At 57.0% G+C, this 20,032-nt stretch carries 15 protein-coding genes and 2 tRNA genes; 11 read left to right on the top strand and 6 right to left on the bottom strand.

Annotation, left to right across the window (positions count from 1 at the left end; translation table 11 throughout):
* Nucleotides 1–7 precede the first annotated feature (7 nt).
* The 9 genes from menH to AABA21_RS19705 all read left to right on the top strand — a co-directional run bounded on the left by menH (nt 8) and on the right by AABA21_RS19705 (nt 9,486).
* Nucleotides 8–883: a 2-succinyl-6-hydroxy-2,4-cyclohexadiene-1-carboxylate synthase gene (gene menH / locus AABA21_RS19665; RefSeq protein ID WP_338253149.1), complete on the top strand. Its 876-nt coding sequence runs from the start codon at nt 8–10 to the stop codon at nt 881–883.
* A 40-nt stretch (nt 884–923) separates the two neighbouring features.
* On the top strand, nt 924–1,742 hold the full coding sequence (menB, locus tag AABA21_RS19670) for a 1,4-dihydroxy-2-naphthoyl-CoA synthase (RefSeq protein WP_338253150.1): 819 nt from the start codon (nt 924–926) through the stop codon (nt 1,740–1,742).
* A 691-nt stretch (nt 1,743–2,433) separates the two neighbouring features.
* Entirely contained in the window at nt 2,434–3,597 is a 1,164-nt protein-coding gene (menC, locus tag AABA21_RS19675; protein WP_338253151.1) for an o-succinylbenzoate synthase, read from the top strand.
* A gap of 25 nt (nt 3,598–3,622) precedes the next feature.
* Entirely contained in the window at nt 3,623–5,161 is a 1,539-nt protein-coding gene (locus tag AABA21_RS19680; protein WP_338253152.1) for an o-succinylbenzoate--CoA ligase, read from the top strand.
* A gap of 567 nt (nt 5,162–5,728) precedes the next feature.
* Nucleotides 5,729–6,634 carry a carbohydrate ABC transporter permease gene (locus AABA21_RS19685; protein ID WP_338253153.1) on the top strand — a complete coding sequence of 302 codons (906 nt, stop codon included), beginning with the start codon at nt 5,729–5,731 and terminating at the stop codon, nt 6,632–6,634.
* Between the two features lie 150 nt (nt 6,635–6,784).
* A complete protein-coding gene (locus tag AABA21_RS19690) occupies nt 6,785–7,684 on the top strand; it encodes a carbohydrate ABC transporter permease (RefSeq protein WP_338253154.1) in 900 nt (299 codons plus the stop codon).
* A 68-nt stretch (nt 7,685–7,752) separates the two neighbouring features.
* Complete coding sequence (locus AABA21_RS19695; RefSeq protein WP_338253155.1) at nt 7,753–9,099, top strand: ABC transporter substrate-binding protein; 1,347 nt, start codon at nt 7,753–7,755, stop codon at nt 9,097–9,099.
* A 217-nt stretch (nt 9,100–9,316) separates the two neighbouring features.
* Nucleotides 9,317–9,406, top strand: a tRNA-Ser gene (locus AABA21_RS19700).
* A gap of 8 nt (nt 9,407–9,414) precedes the next feature.
* Nucleotides 9,415–9,486, top strand: a tRNA-Trp gene (locus AABA21_RS19705).
* Nucleotides 9,487–9,742: 256 nt separating this feature from the next.
* Here the strand turns inward: AABA21_RS19705 and AABA21_RS19710 are convergent.
* Nucleotides 9,743–10,378, bottom strand: coding sequence for a class F sortase (locus tag AABA21_RS19710; protein WP_338253156.1), 636 nt, complete (start codon nt 10,376–10,378; stop codon nt 9,743–9,745).
* 89 nt (nt 10,379–10,467) lie between these two features.
* On the bottom strand, nt 10,468–11,289 hold the full coding sequence (locus AABA21_RS19715) for a DUF4397 domain-containing protein (RefSeq protein ID WP_338253157.1): 822 nt from the start codon (nt 11,287–11,289) through the stop codon (nt 10,468–10,470).
* Between the two features lie 500 nt (nt 11,290–11,789).
* Between AABA21_RS19715 and AABA21_RS19720 the strand changes: the two genes are divergently transcribed.
* A complete protein-coding gene (locus AABA21_RS19720) occupies nt 11,790–14,243 on the top strand; it encodes a DNA polymerase domain-containing protein (protein ID WP_338253158.1) in 2,454 nt (817 codons plus the stop codon).
* Between the two features lie 56 nt (nt 14,244–14,299).
* Here AABA21_RS19720 and rbsK read toward each other — a convergent pair whose 3' ends face one another.
* The gene (gene rbsK / locus AABA21_RS19725; RefSeq protein WP_338253159.1) at nt 14,300–15,232 is read right to left on the bottom strand and encodes a ribokinase; all 933 of its coding nucleotides are present in this window, start codon (nt 15,230–15,232) and stop codon (nt 14,300–14,302) included.
* Between the two features lie 258 nt (nt 15,233–15,490).
* Here rbsK and AABA21_RS19730 point away from each other — a divergent pair, with 258 nt between their 5' ends.
* Nucleotides 15,491–17,617 (top strand): ADP-ribosylglycohydrolase family protein, encoded by a 2,127-nt coding sequence (locus tag AABA21_RS19730; protein ID WP_338253160.1) that lies wholly within the window; start codon nt 15,491–15,493, stop codon nt 17,615–17,617.
* Between the two features lie 287 nt (nt 17,618–17,904).
* Here the strand turns inward: AABA21_RS19730 and AABA21_RS19735 are convergent, their stop codons facing one another.
* From AABA21_RS19735 to AABA21_RS19745, 3 genes are read right to left on the bottom strand one after another with little or no spacing between them, the layout of a single operon-like run.
* Complete coding sequence (locus AABA21_RS19735; RefSeq protein ID WP_338253161.1) at nt 17,905–18,447, bottom strand: hypothetical protein; 543 nt, start codon at nt 18,445–18,447, stop codon at nt 17,905–17,907.
* Entirely contained in the window at nt 18,425–18,724 is a 300-nt protein-coding gene (locus AABA21_RS19740) for a hypothetical protein (protein WP_338253162.1), read from the bottom strand. Before AABA21_RS19740 ends, AABA21_RS19735 begins: the two co-directional genes overlap by 23 nt.
* An 8-nt stretch (nt 18,725–18,732) precedes the next feature.
* Nucleotides 18,733–19,740 (bottom strand): hypothetical protein, encoded by a 1,008-nt coding sequence (locus tag AABA21_RS19745; protein ID WP_338253163.1) that lies wholly within the window; start codon nt 19,738–19,740, stop codon nt 18,733–18,735.
* Nucleotides 19,741–20,032: the final 292 nt, after the last annotated feature.

Consider the following 20,032-nt stretch of genomic DNA (forward strand, 5'->3'; position numbering starts at 1 on the left):
GCGAACAATGGGAATGCAACGCCCCGATCTTCAAGTAGATAGTGTGCAGCAGATTGAGGTCAATGGGATACATATGGGTTGTCTCCAGATGGGTCGACACGAGGGTGAAGGCGCCGAGCAACCCACGGTAGTCTTTATCCATGGTTTCACAGGGTGCGCGACCAACTGGGGCTCCCTGCTGAAACATTTAGTCGAACACGGAATGCATGTTATCTCTCTGGAGATGCTCGGGCATGGCCTTTCCAGTGTGCCCGAGGATCCCTGCCGTTATGCCATAGAGCATTGCCAGGAAGATATTGTGGCGGCCCTGAGCTCCCTTGGCATCGCCGCCGGACAGGCGATCCTGGTTGGCTACTCAATGGGAGGTCGCATCGCCCTCTATACGGCTCTCTCGGGCTATTTCAGGGCCTTGCTGCTGGAAAGCGCATCACCAGGACTGTCCTCCCCTGAGGAGCGCGAGCAGCGCCGTCGTAGCGACGAGGCGCTCGCCAATTGCATCGAAGATTATGGGATCGAGGCGTTTGTAAATTACTGGGAGCGCCGCCCGATCTTCGCCACCCAGGAGAAGCTGCCGTACAGGATACGCGAGGCCCTGCGTCAACAGCGTCTGCGCAATAGTCCACGTGGATTGGCCAATAGCCTGCGCGGCGTGGGTACCGGCGCGCAACCGGCCATCCATGATCACCTGGAAACCATTGCGGTCCCGGTCCTCCTGCTTACCGGTGAGGAGGATCAAAAGTTCTGCGCGGTTGCTCGCGATATGGCCGAGCGCTTTCCCCAGGCCCGGCACCACATCGTTCCAGGCGCCGGTCATACCATACACATGGAGCAACCCGAGGAATTCGAGCAACTTGTCTACACATTCTGCCGCTCTGTGCCATAATAGGAGAGAAGATAAATTTAGAAACAAGGAGACTATGATCATGTCAGTTGAATGGCAAAAAGTTCGTGATTATCAAGATATTATTTTTGAAAAAGCCGAGGGCATGGGGAAAATCACCATCAATCGCCCCGAGGTACGCAACGCATTCCGCCCAGAAACGCTGAATGAGCTGATCGATGCCTTCACGCTCTGCCACGAGGATGCCGAGATCGGCGTGGTTATCTTCACCGGGCAGGGCGAAAAGGCTTTCTGCTCCGGCGGCGACCAGCGCGTGCGCGGTGAGGGTGGCTATGTCGGCAGCGACGGCGTGCCCCGTCTAAACGCCCTTGAGTTGCAGAAGGTGATCAAATACCTGCCTAAACCCGTTATCGCCATGGTCGCGGGCTACGCGATCGGCGGTGGTCACGTCCTGCAACTGCTCTGCGACCTGACAATCGCAGCCGACAACGCCCGCTTTGGCCAGACCGGTCCCCGCGTAGGCAGCTTCGACGCCGGCTGGGGCGCCACCTACATGGCCCGTGTGGTTGGTCATAAAAAAGCCCGTGAGATCTGGTACCTCTGCCGCCAGTACGACGCCCAGCAGGCACTGGACATGGGACTGATCAACACCGTCGTCCCCCTGGACCAGTTGGAAGAAGAGACCGTGAAATGGGCCCAGGAGATCCTGGAGAAGAGCCCGATCGCCATCCGCTTCCTGAAGTCAGCCTTCAACGCCGACACCGATGGCCTGGCAGGCATCCAGGAGCTGGCCGGCAACGCCACCATGCTCTACTACATGACTGAAGAAGGCAAAGAAGGTAAGAACGCCTTCCTGGAGAAGCGCAAACCCGACTTCTCAAAATTCCCACGCCTCCCATAAATAACGAAGGCAAAACGAAGGGGCAAGCGCTCGCTTGTCCCTTTACGCAACAGTGGATCAGTGGTGGAAGTAGAGGAAGATACAATAACATAGACCCAGGAATCCCAGGAGCATAAGTGAAGCGCCCAACAGAACCCCCAGCAATCTCCGAATATTAAGTGGCTGACTGATGGGTCGCTGGGGAACGATCCCTGGCCTCCTGTGCGGTGACATGTTTTGCATACAATCTACCTCCTACTTTCCAACATCTCTCTTGGTCTCTATAACGAACACAACTCGATACATTATCATTACAATGTAATCATTGCACATCCATAACATCATCGTGGGGAGAAAAGAGATCCCGTAGGTTCGGCCCTCGCGGCCAATGCTTTCAACTTTTAGAATAAGCAACAAGAAAAGAGACCACAGTACGTGCGGAGCTTGCCCCCGCTTGCTTGCTCGCCGCTCGAAAAAGCAGCAAGCAGAATGCGATGCATCGCATGCAACCGTTCCTGGTCGCTTTGAAGGAGCTTTCCGCTTGGGGGACAAGCAAGCGGGGGCAAGCCCCGCACGTACTGTGGTCTTTTCTCGTTTTGCATGATCTTACATTGAACGTATTGGCCCTCGCGAGGGAAAATCGGCCGCAAAGGCCGAACCTACTGGGTCGCTTCATTGAAATGTTGTAGAAAGCATACAAAAGGGGAAGGAATTGAGCACGTCCAGGCAACTAATCATTGAGGGGATAAGATGGACGCCATACCAGGTGCCGTTGCGGAGCAGCTTTACCAGCGCCCATGAGCGCCTGGTGACGCGTGATGGGATTATCGTTGAGCTACATACAAGTTCCGGTACCATCGGGATCGGCGAGTGCGCCCCTCTGCCCGAGTTCAGTGGGGGGACGCTACAGGATGTGATGGGTTGTCTGCCGTTCGTCGCTCCACGCCTGCAGGGGCTGGCACTATCAGATGCCCTGGCACAGCTTGATCAGCTGCAAGACACGCTCCCTACGGCTGCACGCTGCGGATTAGAGACCGCCGTGCTGGATGCGCTGGGCCAGCATTATCGGTGCTCATTGGCGACCCTGCTCGCCCTTCCCGATCTCATAGAGCCGCCCACAGCACAGGACCTGGCACAGGCGGCCTCTCAGGTACGCACGAGTGTACCGGTCAATACAGTCATCGGCGCGCAGGAGGTCGAGGCGGCGGTCGAGCAAGCCCGACAGGCGGCTGCTCAGGGTTTCTCCTGCATCAAGCTCAAGGTGGGACCACAACTGCGCCAGACCGTTGAGCTGGTGGCGGCCGTACGGGCCGCGCTGGGTCCTACCATCCACCTGCGCCTGGATGCCAATGAGTCCTGGGATTTTGAGCTGGCCCGCTCGATTCTGTCGTCCTGTGAACTCTGGAGCATCCAGTATGTAGAGCAGCCATTGCCGAGAACGGATCTGGCCGGCATGGCGGCCCTGCGCCGCGCAGTACCTATCTCTATCGCCGCCGACGAGGTGCTCTCTGATCTGGAAAGCGCCCGGCGCGTCCTGGCCAGAAACGCGGCCGGAATCTTTGTGATCAAACCTCAGCTCGCCGGAGGCCCGCGCCAGAGCCAGCGCATGATACGCGAGGCGACCGCCCATGGCGTGCGCTGCGTGATTACCAGCACCATCGAGAGCGGCGTCGGCGTCGTCATGGCCCTGCACCTGGCGGCGGCCATGCCCGAGATCACGCTGGAATGTGGCCTGGCCACCCTGCCGCTGCTGATCGACGATCTCATTCAGGAAACACTCCCGATCGAGAATGGACACATGACATCTCCCACGGCCCCCGGCCTAGGAGTACACCTGAAGCAGGCGACCTTGACAAGATACGCCGGATCAAACTAGTCATTTACAAGGTAGAGGCATAAAAGTGAATAGCACACATCTTCCCAACTGGCTACAGCGCTGCGCGGACAATACGCCGCGCAAGCTGGCCATCAGTACGCCGGAAATAGCATGGACCTTCGCGGAATTGAATCAGCAGGCGCTGCAGCTGGCACAACAGCTATCGACGCTGGGTATCAAGCAGGGCAGCCGCGTGGCGCTGCTGGCCAGCAACGGCGTCCCCTTCGTGGTCTGCGTGCACGCCCTGATCCGCCTGGGCGCCATCCTGGTCCCGCTCAACGTGCGCCTGACCCTGGACGAACAGCTCTGGCTGCTGCGCGACGTGGAGGCCATGGCACTACTCAGCGATAGCACTTATACGGAGCGGGCCGCCGCTATTCAGCAGGCCCTGCCAACCCTGAGCACAGCCCGGCTACAGTTAGAGACGGCTACGCGCCACGTGTCGCTGCACAATGTCGTCCCCGACCAGCATACGGCCCTACTCGACGAGATCGATCTGGAGGCGACGCACGCCATCATGTATACATCAGGCACGACCGGCATCCCCAAGGGCGTAATCATTACCTACAAGATGCAGTGGTGGAACGCCATTGGCTCGGCCCTTAATATGGGACATCAGGGCGAGAGCGATTGCTGGCTGCTATGCATGCCGCTGTTCCATATCGGCGGCCTCTCCATCCTGATGAAGAACGTCATCTATGGCATTCGCATTATCGTATATGAGAAGTTTGATGCCGCGCTCGTCAATCAAGCGATTCGCGAGCAGGGGATCAGCATCATCTCGGTGGTGGCGATCATGCTGCAGCGCATGCTGGCCGAACTGGACGCCAGCCATCAGCACTATCCCTCTACGCTGCGCTGCGTGCTGCTAGGTGGTGGACCCGCTCCCCGGCCACTGCTGGAGGATTGCGCCAGCCGCGACATACCGGTGGTCCAGACCTATGGCCTGACAGAGTCCTGCTCGCAGGCGGTCACGCTCTCGCCCGCTGACGCCCTGCGCAAGCTCGGCTCGGCCGGCCGTCCCCTGCTGCCAGTCCAGCTGCGCATCGTCGACGAGGGCGTGGTGGTGGGATCCAACCAGCCCGGCGTCATCTGCCTGAAAGGCCCCAGCATCACGGCCGGCTACGATCACCGTCCCGAAGCCACGGCGACCACCATTCAGGATGGCTGGCTGACAACCGGCGATGTCGGCTACCTGGACGAGGAAGGGTATCTCTATGTGCTCGACCGGCGCAGCGACCTGATCATCTCCGGTGGAGAAAACATCTATCCTGCCGAGATCGAAGCCGCCCTCCTGACCCATCCAGACGTCGCGGAGGCGGGCGTCTGCGGCCAGGTCGATCCTCAATGGGGACAGGTACCCATCGCTTTCGTCCACCTGCATCCCGGCAGCACACTGACCCCAACCGAACTGATCACCTATGCCAGCCAACGCCTGGCCCGTTACAAAGTCCCCCGCGCCATCTATCTCACCTCACCGCTCCCCCGCAACTCCTCCGGCAAGCTCCTGCGCCGCGAGCTCCCCACCCTCCTCCCAGGACCCACATTACCGCCCTCCCCGTAGTTTCGGGCCTCGCGCCCGATTTCCCGTTGCCGAGCACGTATGTTTCCTCGGTTTTTTTCGTGCTTGAAGGGCAAATCAGGCATAAGACCCGAACCGACGGCGGGTGAGAATTATTATGATTATTATTCAATAATCTCGCTCATAAATATATATTAGAGATCACGTAATCTATATTAGAGATCGCGACAACGCTTTTGAATATGTGTGCTATTTGAATACAGAATTCTGAGTAATAATATATAAAAGGCATTCATTCCAGATAACAATTTCGTTCCCCTTCAATTACTTTTATAGATATGCTATAATCTTTTATAAAGATATTCCTTCAGACAAGAAACACACTCCCCGCTAGCTTTAAATCGACATAAGCGTGTTTCTTTCAAACGGTTCAACGTTGAGCTTTCAGGAATGGAAAATCAGGTGGAAACCTGGCTCTCTCAGCGCAGGCATGGTTGCCTGTAATGGGAGAGCTAAATTGTTTTTCTCGCCTGTTTTTCATAGATCTACAATGTGGTCATAAAGTCCTCACAAGAGAACTCGGTATGTTTCCATGTAAGGAGGCTATTGATGATTGCTGTCAAAAGCAACAGAATGAGCAAACGGGAACGCTCAAATGTCCTGAAAGGATTGATGTTTATCAGTCCATGGATGCTCGGTTTTCTGGTCTTTGTATTGTATCCGACGATCTATTCGTTTGTGATTAGCTTCGCTCGGTATTCGGGCATGCTGCCGCCGGTCTGGCTGGGATTCGGGAATTACACTCGTCTCTTCACCGATCCACTGGTCGGGACCGCTGTGCAGAACACGTTTTTCTACGCGATCCTGGCGGTGCCGATAGGGCTGGTGGTGGCCTTGCTACTGGCGCTGGCGATGAACCGCTCAGTCAAAGAGGTCGCGATCTATCGCACGGCCCTCTATCTCCCCTCGATTATCCCTATCTTCGCGATGTCGTTTATCTTTATTGTGCTGGTCAATCCTCAATATGGCTTGCTCAATATGGTGCTGGGGCTTTTTAATATCCCTCAAACCGACTATCTAAGCGATCCGACAGGGGCGAAGCTCATCATCGTCTTGATGGCGCAACTGGGCGCGGGCAACGCTGCTCTTATCTTCCTGGCTGGCCTCAATAATATTCCTAAGACGATGTACGAGGCGGCCCAGATCGATGGTTCCAGTCGTCTGGGCAGTTTCTTCCGCATTACGCTGCCCTTGCTCTCACCGACGATCCTCTTCAATCTGATCACAGGCGTGAGCGCGGGCCTGCAAGTTTTCCAACAAGCATACATTATGACGAACGGTGGGCCTGCCAACGGCACCCTGTTCTACATGTATTACCTGTATCAGAATGCGTTTAGCTACGCGCAACTGGGCTATGCGTGCGCGCTAGCGGTGATATTGTTCCTCTTTGGATTAGTGCTGGCACTCGTTCTATACTGGCTGAGCCAGCGTTTCGTAAACTACGATGCTTCTTAAGTCACGCCCCGCAGCGATATCTATGGAGTCACATAGCTATCGTTTCAGGGTGTAGAGGTTGCTTTACAGATTGAGAAAGTGAACAACTATGTACAATTCCATCAATTGTAGCTGGTTAGATGGCCGTGATGGCATGCAGGAGGCGCTTTAATGAAAACGGTGACCAGTCCAAGTACAAGTCCGATCAACGATGATCCTAAACTGACCCAGATGCGCCGCCAGGTCGTTGCTCGCAAGGCGCGCAAAGAGATCGGGGTACGCGTCTTCCTCGTGCTGATGTCGCTACTCTTCCTTGTCCCGCTCTACTGGATGATTAATACGGCCCTCAAGTCTAATCCTGAGTTGGCCATTACTCCCCCCACGCTCTTCCCTCAGAGCTGGGAATGGAATAACTTTATCCAGGCGATCAACACGATCCCGTTTTTTCAGTACTTTCTAAATACGGTCATCTATACCGCCCTGGCGGTAATCGGAGCCGTGTTATCCAATCTGATCGTGGCCTATGGCTTTTCATGCCTCGAATGGCGTGGCCGCGACAAGATCTTCTATCTGGTGCTGGTGACGATCTTTATCCCTTTTCCGATCGCCATCATCCCCATGTTCGACCTCTTCGCCTGGCTGCATTGGATCAATACGCTGCTGCCGCTGGTCGTACCGGCCTTCCTTGGCAGCGCCTTCTATATCTTCCTGCTGCGTCAGTTCTTGCTGCAGGTGCCCCACGAATTGCTTGACGCGGCCCGCATCGATGGCGCCAGCGAGTGGAGCATCCTCTGGCGCGTGATAGCCCCGATCGCCAGACCAGCGCTGGGCGCGGTCGCGATCCTATCGGCCGTGGGCGCCTGGAACGACTTCATGGGTCCCTTAATCTATCTGCAAGACGACTCGATGCATACGCTCTCGATCGGCCTGCAGGCATTCCGCTCAACCCACGATATCCAGTTTAACCTGTTGATGGCCGCCTCCGTCCTGGTAATCGTGCCAATCGTGGTGCTGTTCTTTATCTTCCAGCGCTTCTTCATTGAAGGCGTGACGATGGGCAGTATCAAATAGCCGGGATATACACTACGCGGAACACTATGGTGTGTTTCTCGCAACGATTTTTCATGGAGAAAGCAAGCATGCAACAGAATAAACATACGACGTTTGCCCGGCTCTGCGTCGGGCTGCTGGGACTCTTCCTGGTGGCGATGGCGCTGTCGTCCTGCTCATTCCCGGGCTCGCGCGATTCACACGAGGTGGTCTACTGGACCACGGCGACCGATCCGATTACGACGAAGGCGCAGCAGGCCATCATCGATGCCTTTGATAAGGCCAATCCCGATCTGCATGTGCGCATGGTGGGGATGCCGTCACAGGGCACGGGCGATTCGACATCCTTGATTACGGCGGTGCGCGGCGGCTCGCCACCCGACGCCTATATGATCGACCGCTTTACCGTCAGTCAGCAGGCCTCGGTCGGACTGCTGCAGGACCTCACCCCCTACGAGAGTAAGAATCCAGGACTTGAGAATGGCTATCTGCCCTTCGCCTGGGGCGAGACGCAGTACCAGGGCCATTCCTACGGCCTGCCGCTGGAGACGGATGCGCGCGCCATCTACTATAACAAGGATCTACTGAAACAGGCTGGCATCGATCCATCTGAACTGGACCCCTCTCATGGTCCGGTCACGGTCGACAAGCTCTGGTCGATCGCGCAGAAGCTCAATAAGACTGATTCCCATGGCAACTATACCCAGATCGGTTTTATCCCCTGGGCAGGTGAAGGCGAGCACGCCACCTGGGCACTGGACTTCGGAGCCAAATACTTTAATCAGCAGCAATGCCAGGTGACGCTGACCGAGCCGGCCATCATGCAGGCGTACCAGGATTATCAGAAGTGGGCGCAACAGCTGAACTATTCGAGGGTAGCGACCTTCCTGGCGACCTACCAGCCACCCAACGCGCCACCCAGCCAGACGCCGTTCTTTACCGGCCACCTGGCGATGTCGATTGATGGCAACTGGAATATCGCCAGCCTCCAGCAATACGCGCCCAAACTGAACTATGGCGTCACATACCTTCCCAGGCAGCAGGCGGGCGAGCAGCCCTTCACCTGGTCTGGTGGTATGGCCGTCGTAATGCCCAGGGGAGCGCCCAACGCCGACGGCGGCTACCGCTTCATTCGCTACATGACCGGCGCCGAAGGCCAGAAGATCTATGCCCAGATCACCGGGCACCTGCCAACCTGGAAAGATCTCTACAACGACAAGAGCCTGTTCCAGGGCAATCAGCAATTCTTTGGCAACTTGATGCAATACTCGACGAGCCGCGTCCCCCTACCAGTGGGCGCCCAGCTCTGGGATGCCATGACCACGGCCCAGCAAGACGTGCTGCTCGGCAACAAATCGCCGCAGCAGGCCCTGCAAGAGGCCCAGGCCCGCATCCAACCGCAGATGCAGCAATATTGCCCCTTCAAAATAAGCTAACAGATCATCCATACACAGCAACCCGATCAGGAAACGTCTCTCCTCGAGAGGAGGGACGTTTCCTGGTAATTCACAGCCTCTGCAAAAAACAGCCTGAAAAGTGTTGACAGTCGGTTGCGGTTATGTTATGATTTTCCTCGTTAAGGCAGTTCTAAACCCAACTGCTATACGGTACACCAGAATCTCATGGCAACATGATCTTCGATGTAACCCGCACGGAGAGGTCGCATAGTGGCCTAGTGCGGCGGTTTGCTAAACCGCTGAAGGGGCAACCCTTCCGAGAGTTCGAATCTCTCCCTCTCCGCCATACTCCATAGGGGAGTAGCTCAATGGTAGAGTCCACGTCTCCAAAACGTGTTGTTGCAGGTTCGAGTCCTGTCTCCCCTGCCCCTTAAAGAAGGCTTCGGCAAGTGTTTGCCGGGGTCTTCTTTTTTATTGTGCTCCCCTGCGTTGCGCGCCTTCGGCCATGACACTACGCACCTACGGTGCTCACAGGTTTTTTAAGAGTGGTGCGGTACAACAGGTGGGTGCGGATGCACCCACCTGTTGTACCGCACCACTCTTAAAAATGGGGCGGCCGCGCATGCGGACGCCTGTGCGGGGACGCTCAGGTTCCCCAACAATATAATAAAGGCCTGCGGCCTTAAATCAGCTTGGTGTAAACAACCAGGCGTAGCGAGGTCTGCCCCTGGCTGGGAATCCAGACGCCTGCGCAGGTGATCATATTCAGATAGGTACCACTGCTATCGCCAAAAATACCTTGCAGGTGGCTGGGATCGGGCGGGATAGCTTCGCTCCTGATGGTGCGGAAGTGGAGTTGCTGGCCGCTACTGGTGGTGATAATGACTTCGTCACCGGGCTTCATGTATTGCAGGTTCCAGAAGACGGCGGGACTGCCCCCGTCCCGGTCGACATGCCCGTCGATGACGGCGCTCCCCTTCTCACCAGGGCGGGGACCGCTTTCGTACCAACCCGTTCCATCCCATTTGTTCCTATGCGGGGTGTCCAGGTTGCCGCTGGCCAATACCCCGACCGGCTCGACTTCGGTGTCAACGCCAATAGCGGGAATACGGATATGCACCGGCTCAGCCACACGCACAATCGGCACAGGTGTAGGTGTCGGTGGCATGGATGTGGGTGTCGGCGCTACCGTTGGTCGGGGCGTCGGCCGGACCACTTGAGCCTGAACCGCGTTCCCACCACAGGCACTCAGAACACAGAGCAGGCCAACATACATAAAACCCATCATTGCGACATACAAACGATTGACACGCACCATCACGAACACCTTTCTAGTAGCAAATCCTCCACAAAGTGATACGCACCTATCCTTTGATTAGATGCGTATCACTCTTCTTTCCTAGCAGATTAGCGGCGGACGCGGGCGTAGCGCACGGTGTAGCCAGCGGTTCCCGCGATAATCAGGGCGACGGCGCCAAGGAACCAGGGCAGGGTCGTATCGCTGGAAGCCGGAGCAACGGCATGGGGATTTGCGCCGGTCTGCGGCATGCCAGGAACACCGGTAGCGACACCAACTACGAACTTGAGAGCGGGATCACCCTGGTAGAGGCCAATGGCGAACACGCTATTGACGGTGTTGCTATTCAGGGTGGCACTCACAGGAATGGTAGCATTGGCCTGGGTGGCGGTCACGTTGAAGGTGTAGGAAGCTGGCGGTACTGTCAGGTAGTCACTGGCATTCTTGTAGGTCAGTCCGGTAATGACGGTCTTGCCACCGGCCGCCACGTTGACTGGACCAGCATTGGGCGAGAGATGATATACACGCACCTTAGCCATACCACCCGACAACATGTTGTCATCAGCGAAAGCTTGCAGGCCAAAGCCGGTATCCTTGGTGCCAATAGCGGCGACGGTGTAGGCCATACCAGACTCAACAGAAACACTCTGGTTGATGACGGCGGCATCGGCGCCCTTACCAGCGGGTGCGACCTGAACTTTATGCGAACCAGCAGGTACGGCCACATAATCGGTCACGGTACCAAAGGTGAAGTTAGGCAGCAATTTGTTGCCATCGACAAAAACATCGACCGTACCAGCCGCAGGAGAGGCATGCACCACACGCACATAGGCATTATCGGCCGGAGCCGCGAACGCACTGGCCGACGAGAAGAGCACCAGAGCCAGCATTCCCACCAATGCAGCAGCAATAGATACACATCGTTGTAACATCTTCATTGTTTCCTCTTTCTTTTCACAACATAAAGTAAATACATACGAACAACAGGTCAAGATTTTGACGTTCTCTAACCATGAAAACCAATCTCTCCAGATGTATTTTGGAGATCGCATTCTCACACGAGATCGTAGGTGCTGGGCTTGCCCCAGCCTTGCCGCTCAGCGGCCCCGTGCCCGGGCGCCAGAGTGTTAAATTAAACATCTTGGGACTCACCCCGGCTTGTAACGCGACACGAAATACATAGAACCATTCTATCTTGCTCACTCAGGTCTATTACCGATTAGTGGATGGCGTATGTATTTCGTGTGAACGTAGTATTGACGACACCACACCCGTGATTCTGTAAAATTATTTAACCTTTTGAAGAAATTCATGCAAATATATTCATGTTACGGCGGGAAAGGTGAGCCGGGACTTGTTATTCAAGGTCAACTCATGTATGATTAGAACAAACGTTTTCTTCTCATAATAGACCAGGAGCGTGCAGTCGGCTATGCAAACACAAATTGATCCTACGCCAATCCCAATCGAAGATGAATACCTCTTTGGCTGGAATCCGACGCCAGGCATCGTTTCTGTCTGGGCCCATCGCGATGGCCGGGCGCTGATCTGGCGCCGGGTGAATGGCACCGTTGTGCGTTCGGCTGAACACTATATCCCCTGGCTCCTGGCCACTTCCCTGCAGGACGTGAAGTACCTGGGGGACGCGCTGCAGCCCCACGATGAGCATGCCAGCCACAAGGTCGTCCTGCGCTACCGCAAGCTGAATGGGCCGGCCTCCTCCTACAAATATCTGCTGTATGCCCGCGAAAGTCGCCTGCTGGAGAAAACGATTCTGGAGGGGGCCGGTCATCGCCTACGGCGGCCACTCAATATGATAAATGAACTGGGTGATGCCTATTACCGCGTGGGGCCGGTCGAGCAGTACCTGATGAGCAGCGGCAAGGTCTATTTTCGCGGCATGACCTACCAGGATCTCCACCGGCTGCAGTTTGACCTGGAAACGACGGCGCTGGACCCGCATCGTGGCCGTATCTTCCTGGTGGCGATCCGCGATAACCATGGCTTTGAGCGGGTGTTGGAGGCCGCCACACCCGAGGAGGAGGCGCACCTGATCTATGAGCTGTGCGCCCTGATTCGTGAGCGCGATCCCGATGTGATCGAGAACCACAATCTGTTCGGCTTTGACCTGCCCTTTTTGGAGCATCGCGCCACCGTGCATCGGGTGCCGCTGGAGATCGGGCGAACGGGGGGGCCGATGGTGATGGAGAGCTACCAGGAGACGCTGGCCGTTGGACCCGAGGCGCGCAAGCGCAAACGCTTCAGCGTGGTGGGCCGCGAACTGATCGATACGATGGACGCGGTGCGGCGCCATGATTTCGTGGTGCGCGATATCCCCAGCTATGGCCTGAAAGAGGTTGCCAAATATTTTCGCATCGCCTCGCCCCAGCGCGTCTACATCGAGGGTAGTGACATCTTCGAGACCTATCAGAAAAATCCAAACCTGGTGCGTCGCTACGCTATGGATGATGTGACGGAGGTTGATGGCCTCTCGCAGCGATTGCTGGGGGCGCCCTTCGCCCTGGCTGGCATGGCGCCCCGCCGCTATGAGCGACTGGCCTCGGCTGGTCCAGCCATGGGCATCCTGGAACCAATCCTGGTGCGTAGCTACCTGCGCCGGGACGCAGCCCCACCGTATCAAGCAGCCCAGCAGAGCGCCGAGGATGGTCTGCACGAAGGAGGGGCGGTCCACCTGTTCGCCTCCGGCATCGCCGAGCAGGTCGTCAAGGCCGACGTCGCCTCGCTGTATCCCTCACTGATGCGCACCTTCCGCATTGGACCCTCCTGCGATCGCCTGGGAATCTTCCTCAACATCCTGGGACGCCTGACCGATCTGCGCCTGGAACATAAGGAGATGGCGCTCCAGAATAAACGCCACTCGATCGAGAGCAATCATCACGCGGCCACGCAGGCGGCGATGAAGATCTTGATCAACGCCGCCTACGGCTATATGGGGGCGGGCAAGATGGCGCTGTTCGCGGACGGCAAGGCGGCCGGCGAGGTGACGCGGCGCGGCCGGGCCATCCTCAACTCGATCCTGGACGCCCTGCGCCAGCGCGGCATGGCGCTGATCGAGGCCGATACGGATGGCGTCTACTTCGCGGTCCCCAGAGGATGGAGCGCGGCCCAGGAAAAGGAGCTGGTCAATTCGATCGCCTCGGAGCTGCCCGCCGGTATTCGCCTGGAGTATGAGGGTCGCTACCGAGCCATGCTCAGCCATGAGGTCAAGAACTACGCCTTGCTAACCTATGATAATCGCCTGCTGGTCCATGGCGTCGCCCTGCGCTCCAGCCGGGCCGAGCCCTTTGGCGACCGCTTCCTGCGCAAGGCCCTGCACTGCGCCATGGTGGGAGATGTCGTCGGTGTCCGCAACCTCTACCTGGAAACCGTCTCCGATCTGCGCAATCGCCGCCTGCCGGCCTCGGAACTGGCCACGCGAGTCAAGCTCTCCAAGAAGCCCGAAACCTATATGGAGGCGCGCAACAGCCACCAGGAGCCCGCCTACGAGGCCCTGCTCGGCGCTGGTCGTACCCACTGGGAGGTCGGGGAACGCGTCCGCTTCTATCGCACGCGCAAAGGCTACGTCTGGCTGCCCGACGAGACCGAGGAGGCACCCATCGTTACCGACTGGCGCGAACAGGCCGACGGCAAGGTAGCTCCTCAGACAAAGACCTCGCTCGTCACCTATCAGGATATCGCCAATCGCCGCGACTACGACGTCGAGCACTACGTCCAGGTGCTGCGCAACTCATACGCCGCCCGGCTGAGCAAAGCCTTCAGCAAAGAAGCCTTCGAGCAGCTCTTTCGTGCCGAACAACAACCCAGCCTCTTCGACGTCGACCCACCTATCGAAAGCATCGAGCCGCTCTGGATTCGCCACAATTAACTGTACGTGCCGGGCTTGCCCCGGCTTGCCGCGAAGCGGCCCGTACCCTCACGATTCTATTCCCCCACGTCGGAGCGCCTGGGGAGGCCAGATTGGGCCCCGAAGCGAGTCACTTTGATGGAGCTGGCGCGGATGGCGAAGCGCAGGGCATCAGCCGGCGTCTGACCTTCGGCAAGGGCGACGGTGAGCGCGCCGACAAAGCAATCCCCAGCGGCGGTGGTGTCGACAACGTTGACTTTAGGCGCCTGCTGATAGATGATATTGGTCTGCCCCTGCTCGTCCGCATTGATCAGAACGGCCCCCTGCGCGCCCAGGGTAATTACAACGGTGGGAATGCCGTGTTCGTGGAGAATAGCCCCGACGTGCCGGGCATCGTCCAAGCTCTCCACCGGCTGTCCACTGAGCAGGCTGGCCTCGGTCTCGTTCACAACCAGCACGGAGAGCTTGCTCAGCGTCTCCCTGCGCAATGGATGGGCCGGTGCCAGGTTGAGGATAACCGGGACGTTCAGGCTGTGGGCCCGCTCAATCAATAACTCCACGGTCTCATGTGGAATCTCCATCTGCATCACCAGGGCCTGAACCTGCTCTAGCGCGTCAAAAATATGCTCCATCTGCCGCTGATCTTTGCCGACGTTGCCATTGGAGCCCGAGGAGACGACAATGGCGTTCTCGCCCTGCTCGTTCAAGAAAATAAAGGCCGAGCCACTGGCCGCTTCTGTATCCGTGACCAACAGACTGGTATCGATCTGATCGTCCTCCAGAGCGGCCTTCAGTTGCTGGCCAAAGGGATCCTGTCCAATGCGCCCGGCCATCTGAACCTGGGCACCCAGGCGCGCCATAGCCACAGCTTGATTGGCCCCCTTGCCGCCTGGCACAAACGTAATCGAGCTCGCCCCTAGCAAGGTCTCACCCATCACAGGCAGTCGCGGCACGCGCACCACCTGGTCCATATTCAAACTACCAACCACAAGAATTGGCTTTACAGGCATAAATATGTCCTACCTTTCCTAAACGATAAAATTCTGGTTTCCCACTATACATTTGAGTTCTGTTAGAATAATAATAGCCTATTAAACCCTTAACATGAATCGTGGGATATGAATATATCGAGGCCGCATCTCTGGTAGCCCCTGCTCTAACAACGATAGTAAATCCGGCTTACGACGTTTTATTGCTGGATTGGCCTCTGGAGGGCTACGTGGCTAAGAACATATCATTACGTTGAAAGGTTACAAAGGTTTTCTTCTATGTCAGATCAATACACATTGCCAACGGATTACGTTGAACGCGCCTATGCAGGTGTGCTGGGGAAGATCATTGGCGTCTACCTGGGGCGTCCGTTTGAGGGCTGGTCGTATGAACGGATCATGCGGGAGCTGGGTGAGATCAATTATTATGTGCATGAGAAGCGCGGTGTGCCACTGGTGGTGACCGATGACGATATTTCCGGGACCTTTACGTTTCTGCGCGCTCTGGCCGATTATCATTATGATCCCGAGCTGTCGGCGGCCCAGATCGGGCAGAGCTGGCTGAATTATATTATCGAGGGGCGCACGATTTTGTGGTGGGGCGGCATGGGTAATTCAACCGAGCATACAGCCTACCTGCGCCTCAAAGAAGGTATCAAGGCTCCGCGTAGCGGCTCCATCGAGATGAACGGCCGGGTGGTGGCGGAACAGATCGGGGCGCAGATCTTTATCGATGGCTGGGCCATGGTCTCACCCGGCAATCCCGCGCAGGCGGTGCGGCTGGCTGGTGAAGCTGGCCGGGTCAGCCACGATGGCGAGGCGGTCTATGCCGCCCAGGTCATCGCCGCGATGGAGGCGCAGGCCTTTGTTGAGCGCGATATCCAGAAGTTGCTGGATTGCGGCCTTTCGTTTATTCCTGAGGATGCGCTGGTCTATCGTATGATCCAGGATATCCGCGGCTGGCATCGTGAGGAGTCCGATTGGCGCAAGACGCGCGAGAAGATCGCGAAGAAGTATGGCTATGACACTTATGGTGGTAACTGCCATGTGATCCCTAATCATGCCCTGATCATCATGGCCCTGCTCTATGGTGAAGATGACTTCCAGCGCTCGCTGATGATCGTCAATACGGCGGGCTGGGATACAGACTGCAACTCAGCCAATGTTGGCTGTTTGCTGGGGATTAAGAATGGCCTGCAGGGTATCGATGCTGGTCCGGACTGGCGCGGGCCGGTGGCTGATCGGCTCTATCTGCCGACCGCAGATGGTGGTCGGGCGATTACCGATGCGGTGATCGAGACATATCATATCGTCAAAGCGGCTTCGGCCCTGGCTGGCGTGGCATATCAGGCACCTAAAGATGGGGCGCGCTTCCATTTCTCCCTGCCGGGCTCGGTACAGGGCTTTCAATTGAGCGGAGATGGAGACCAAAGGGCACACTTGAAGAACACGGCACACCCCTTGCGGGCGGGTGAGCGCTGCCTGGAGGTTGCTATCCAGGAGCCCGGCACTGATGGGCAAGCGTTGCACTTGACCACAGCGACCTTTGTGCCTGTAGATGCCCTGGAGATGAGGGGCTATTCGCTACTGGCTTCGCCAACCCTCTATTCTGGACAGCGGGTGCAGGCCGCAGTGCTGGCTGATAGCGGGAATAGTCAGCCGCTGCAGGCTCGTCTGATCATCCAGGTCTATAACGCCCAGGATCAGCTTAGCGTGCTTGAGGGACCGCAGGTAGAGATAGCCGCTGGCGAGCAGAAAACGCTGGAATGGCTCGTGCCAGATACCCACGGGCAACCGATCGCTACAATTGGACTGGCGCTAGCTGGTGGCCAGACCGGGAAACTCTATCTGGATTATCTGACCTGGCAGGGAACACCCGATATCTTGCTGACGAGGCCCCAGGAAGGGGGTCATGCATGGCAGCGGTCCTGGGTGAATGGAGCCGATCAGCTCGAATCCGGGAGCTCAGAATCGTATCGCATCATACAGAACCATGGCCGTGGCCTTGTCAGCCAGGGCACAAGGGAATGGGGCGACTATCGCGTCGATGCCGTGCTGGCGGCCCACATGGCCGATGCGCTGGGAATCGCCGCGCGTGTCCAGGGCCTGCAGCGCTACTATGCCCTGCTGCTGACCAATGACGGCCACGCCCGCCTGATCAAGGTTCTCGATGGCGAAACTGTGCTGGCCGAAAGCCCATTCACCCGGGAACTGGATCACCGCTACACCCTCACCCTGCACGTACAAAGCCACACCATAAAAGCCCTCATCGACGGCCAACCATGGTTCGAGGTACAAGATCAACACAATCCTCTGCTCGGTGGAGGTATCGGATTGGTATGCGAGGTTGGCCGCATCGATTGCGACACCGTACGCGTACAACCCATAAACATAAAAACCACGTAGGCTCTTTCAAACATACCATCACCCCCTTATTATTAGATAGGGCAACAATACCATCGCCCTCTTATTATTAGATGGGGCAATATGGGTCGCATGGCGACCCATATTGCCCCATCTAATAATATCCTTTGAGCGCCGAAGGCGCGTAGTGTCAGGGGCCGAAGGCACGAAATGCAAGAAAGAAAAAAGAGCGGAACCGAACCATTGTGGGATATGGTTCGGTCCCGCCCTCACAACCAGAAAGCACAGGGAGGACATAATGTCGATTGTATGTTTGGGTCTCGCGCCCGCTAGCGCCGTCCCGCGACGACCGCCTTGCGGGGCTCTGCGTATTCTTCTTCTTCGTCCGGCTGGCCCGAGATGAGCAGGATGTAGCCGGTGGCCAGGATCGATGAGATATCGACGTTGAATGAGCGCATCTTCAGACGCGTACGCGAAAGGGCGCAGCGCACCGGGCGCATCTCTTGATCCCAGTTACCCTCTTCCATCGCCTCTTCCAGGTGCTCGCGGGCCCGCGTGATATCGGCCTCGCTGGCCTTGCCACCGCTATAGAAATTGGCGTAGAGCACTTCATAAGGACAATAATAGGGAAACAGCTCCAGGAGAGGCAGCAAAACGTTCATCTCGGTATTGGTGAACTGCTCCTGCTTCAGGAGGCGCGGAATATGCAATTCATCGCAGGCCAGGTAAGACAGCGTCCCAAAGGTCGTGTTAAGGACCATGATGTGGCCCGCAGGCAGCGAATCCTGAAGTGAGAAGTGCAATATTTTATTCGCCTGCTGGTTTGTATAGTCTGCTGGTGCTTTAGGTTTACGCAGGTAGACTTTCTGCATGGTGATACTCCTTCATAGTAGACACATCTTTAGGGTCTACCACTCTCAACCGCATCGCCACTGTCCCGCGTACACCAACCGTGGCCGCCTCTCGGCTAGCGGTATGCGACCCCTGCTCTTGTGAGGTCACCAGGTGCGGGAACGCAACGGCGGCACCATAGGTGCCGGCCGGCGCATCCACACAGGATACCGCAGCCGTGACGACAAAGCGCACAGCGATGATTAACCGGGTGTTGATAGGACGATTTAGATGAATACGCTGTACATAAGTTGCCATAGACTCGACTATATCCCCCAGATTGTATGTAGCAACGAGGCTGGCGTCTGTAGTGTCGGGTTGGCGCGCGCGACCTCAAGCAGATAGCCGAAGCCAATGCCACCCACGATACCCAGAACGACCAGTGCCACGAGAATAAGCAGTAATTTATCCTGTTTAAGGCGCGCAACGTGTGTGCTAAAGGACGATGGCTGCTCAAGTGCCTCAGGCGCGTACGCTACCTCAGCAACTGGCTGGACCATCTCCTCAGGCGCCTGCATGTCCTGCGTAGCTATATCTAAAGAGAACGCCACCCCGGACAAAAATGGGGCTTCCTCCTCATTTTCAAGTAGCGTCGCAGGGCTCAGCACACGTGTCTTGCGTACCCTTTCCCCACCTTGAAGTGACCCATACGAGGGTAAGTCGGATAACGGTTCGGTCACCCGAGTCGCCGTAATACGCCTGACGGCCGCTACGGGGGCCGTATCAAGCATCTCAAGCGTCTCTGATGAACCGACTTGACCAGAAGGTTCGCGTAAGTCAGCAACGGCCACGCTACTCGACAGGGATGTGCGGTACGTTTCCCCCTGCGTACCTGTAGCCTGGCTGTCATAGCGATTCCAGGGACCAGTAAAACTGGTGACTGGAGACTGCTCAATTACCGTGCTCAACTCGGGTTGGGCCGGTAATCCATCGAACATGGAGGGCCAGGAGGGCGGAAACCCCGGTTGGAGTAACGCCTTCTGGCAGGTCTCTATCGTCGAGAAGACGGTAAAGCCATGCCGACGCGCCCATAAACGCAGTCGTTCGTTCCCCTCTATGACCAGCACCAGCTGAGCATCCTGCCGGGTCGCGACCTGTTGCAACTCACGCAAATCTCCCGGACGCCGGAACACGGCATCTTGCGGCAATACGACGACGATGGGCTGGCGATAATACTGGCCCAGGTGATGGAATAGCCAGTTGACTACAGATGTGCGCTCGTCGCTCGATTCAACCACCAGGGTACTGATGTCGTTTAGCTTCTCGTATCTCATATGCCGTCCGTATCTCTGTTAGTCTTCCCTGAGAGCATTTAAAAGTAGCGCTTAGCGGGGTCAAGGGGCGGCTAGCCCCTTGCGGGGTGTGGAGTGTCCCCATCCTCTCCTTCCCCCCGCCGCCAAAACCGGCGCTTAGCGGGGTCAAGGGGCGGCAGCCCCTTACGGGGTGTGGGGTGTCCCCATCCTCTCCTTCCCCCGCCGCCGAAGGCGGCAACAATACTTTTAAATGGCCCTGCCATTTCCTTACTACAAACTTTTTCTATGCTAATTATGTATTAAAATAAGGTAT

The organism is Dictyobacter halimunensis (assembly GCF_036245075.1).

Coding starts and splice junctions, on each gene's coding strand:
- menH (WP_338253149.1), top strand. CDS start 8: ATGGGAATGCAACGCCCCGATCTTCAAGTAGATAGTGTGCAGCAGATT.
- menB (WP_338253150.1), top strand. CDS start 924: ATGTCAGTTGAATGGCAAAAAGTTCGTGATTATCAAGATATTATTTTT.
- AABA21_RS19685 (WP_338253153.1), top strand. CDS start 5,729: ATGATTGCTGTCAAAAGCAACAGAATGAGCAAACGGGAACGCTCAAAT.
- AABA21_RS19690 (WP_338253154.1), top strand. CDS start 6,785: ATGAAAACGGTGACCAGTCCAAGTACAAGTCCGATCAACGATGATCCT.
- AABA21_RS19695 (WP_338253155.1), top strand. CDS start 7,753: ATGCAACAGAATAAACATACGACGTTTGCCCGGCTCTGCGTCGGGCTG.
- AABA21_RS19710 (WP_338253156.1), bottom strand. CDS start 10,378: ATGGTGCGTGTCAATCGTTTGTATGTCGCAATGATGGGTTTTATGTAT.
- AABA21_RS19715 (WP_338253157.1), bottom strand. CDS start 11,289: ATGTTACAACGATGTGTATCTATTGCTGCTGCATTGGTGGGAATGCTG.
- AABA21_RS19720 (WP_338253158.1), top strand. CDS start 11,790: ATGCAAACACAAATTGATCCTACGCCAATCCCAATCGAAGATGAATAC.
- rbsK (WP_338253159.1), bottom strand. CDS start 15,232: ATGCCTGTAAAGCCAATTCTTGTGGTTGGTAGTTTGAATATGGACCAG.
- AABA21_RS19730 (WP_338253160.1), top strand. CDS start 15,491: ATGTCAGATCAATACACATTGCCAACGGATTACGTTGAACGCGCCTAT.
- AABA21_RS19735 (WP_338253161.1), bottom strand. CDS start 18,447: ATGCAGAAAGTCTACCTGCGTAAACCTAAAGCACCAGCAGACTATACA.
- AABA21_RS19740 (WP_338253162.1), bottom strand. CDS start 18,724: ATGGCAACTTATGTACAGCGTATTCATCTAAATCGTCCTATCAACACC.
- AABA21_RS19745 (WP_338253163.1), bottom strand. CDS start 19,740: ATGAGATACGAGAAGCTAAACGACATCAGTACCCTGGTGGTTGAATCG.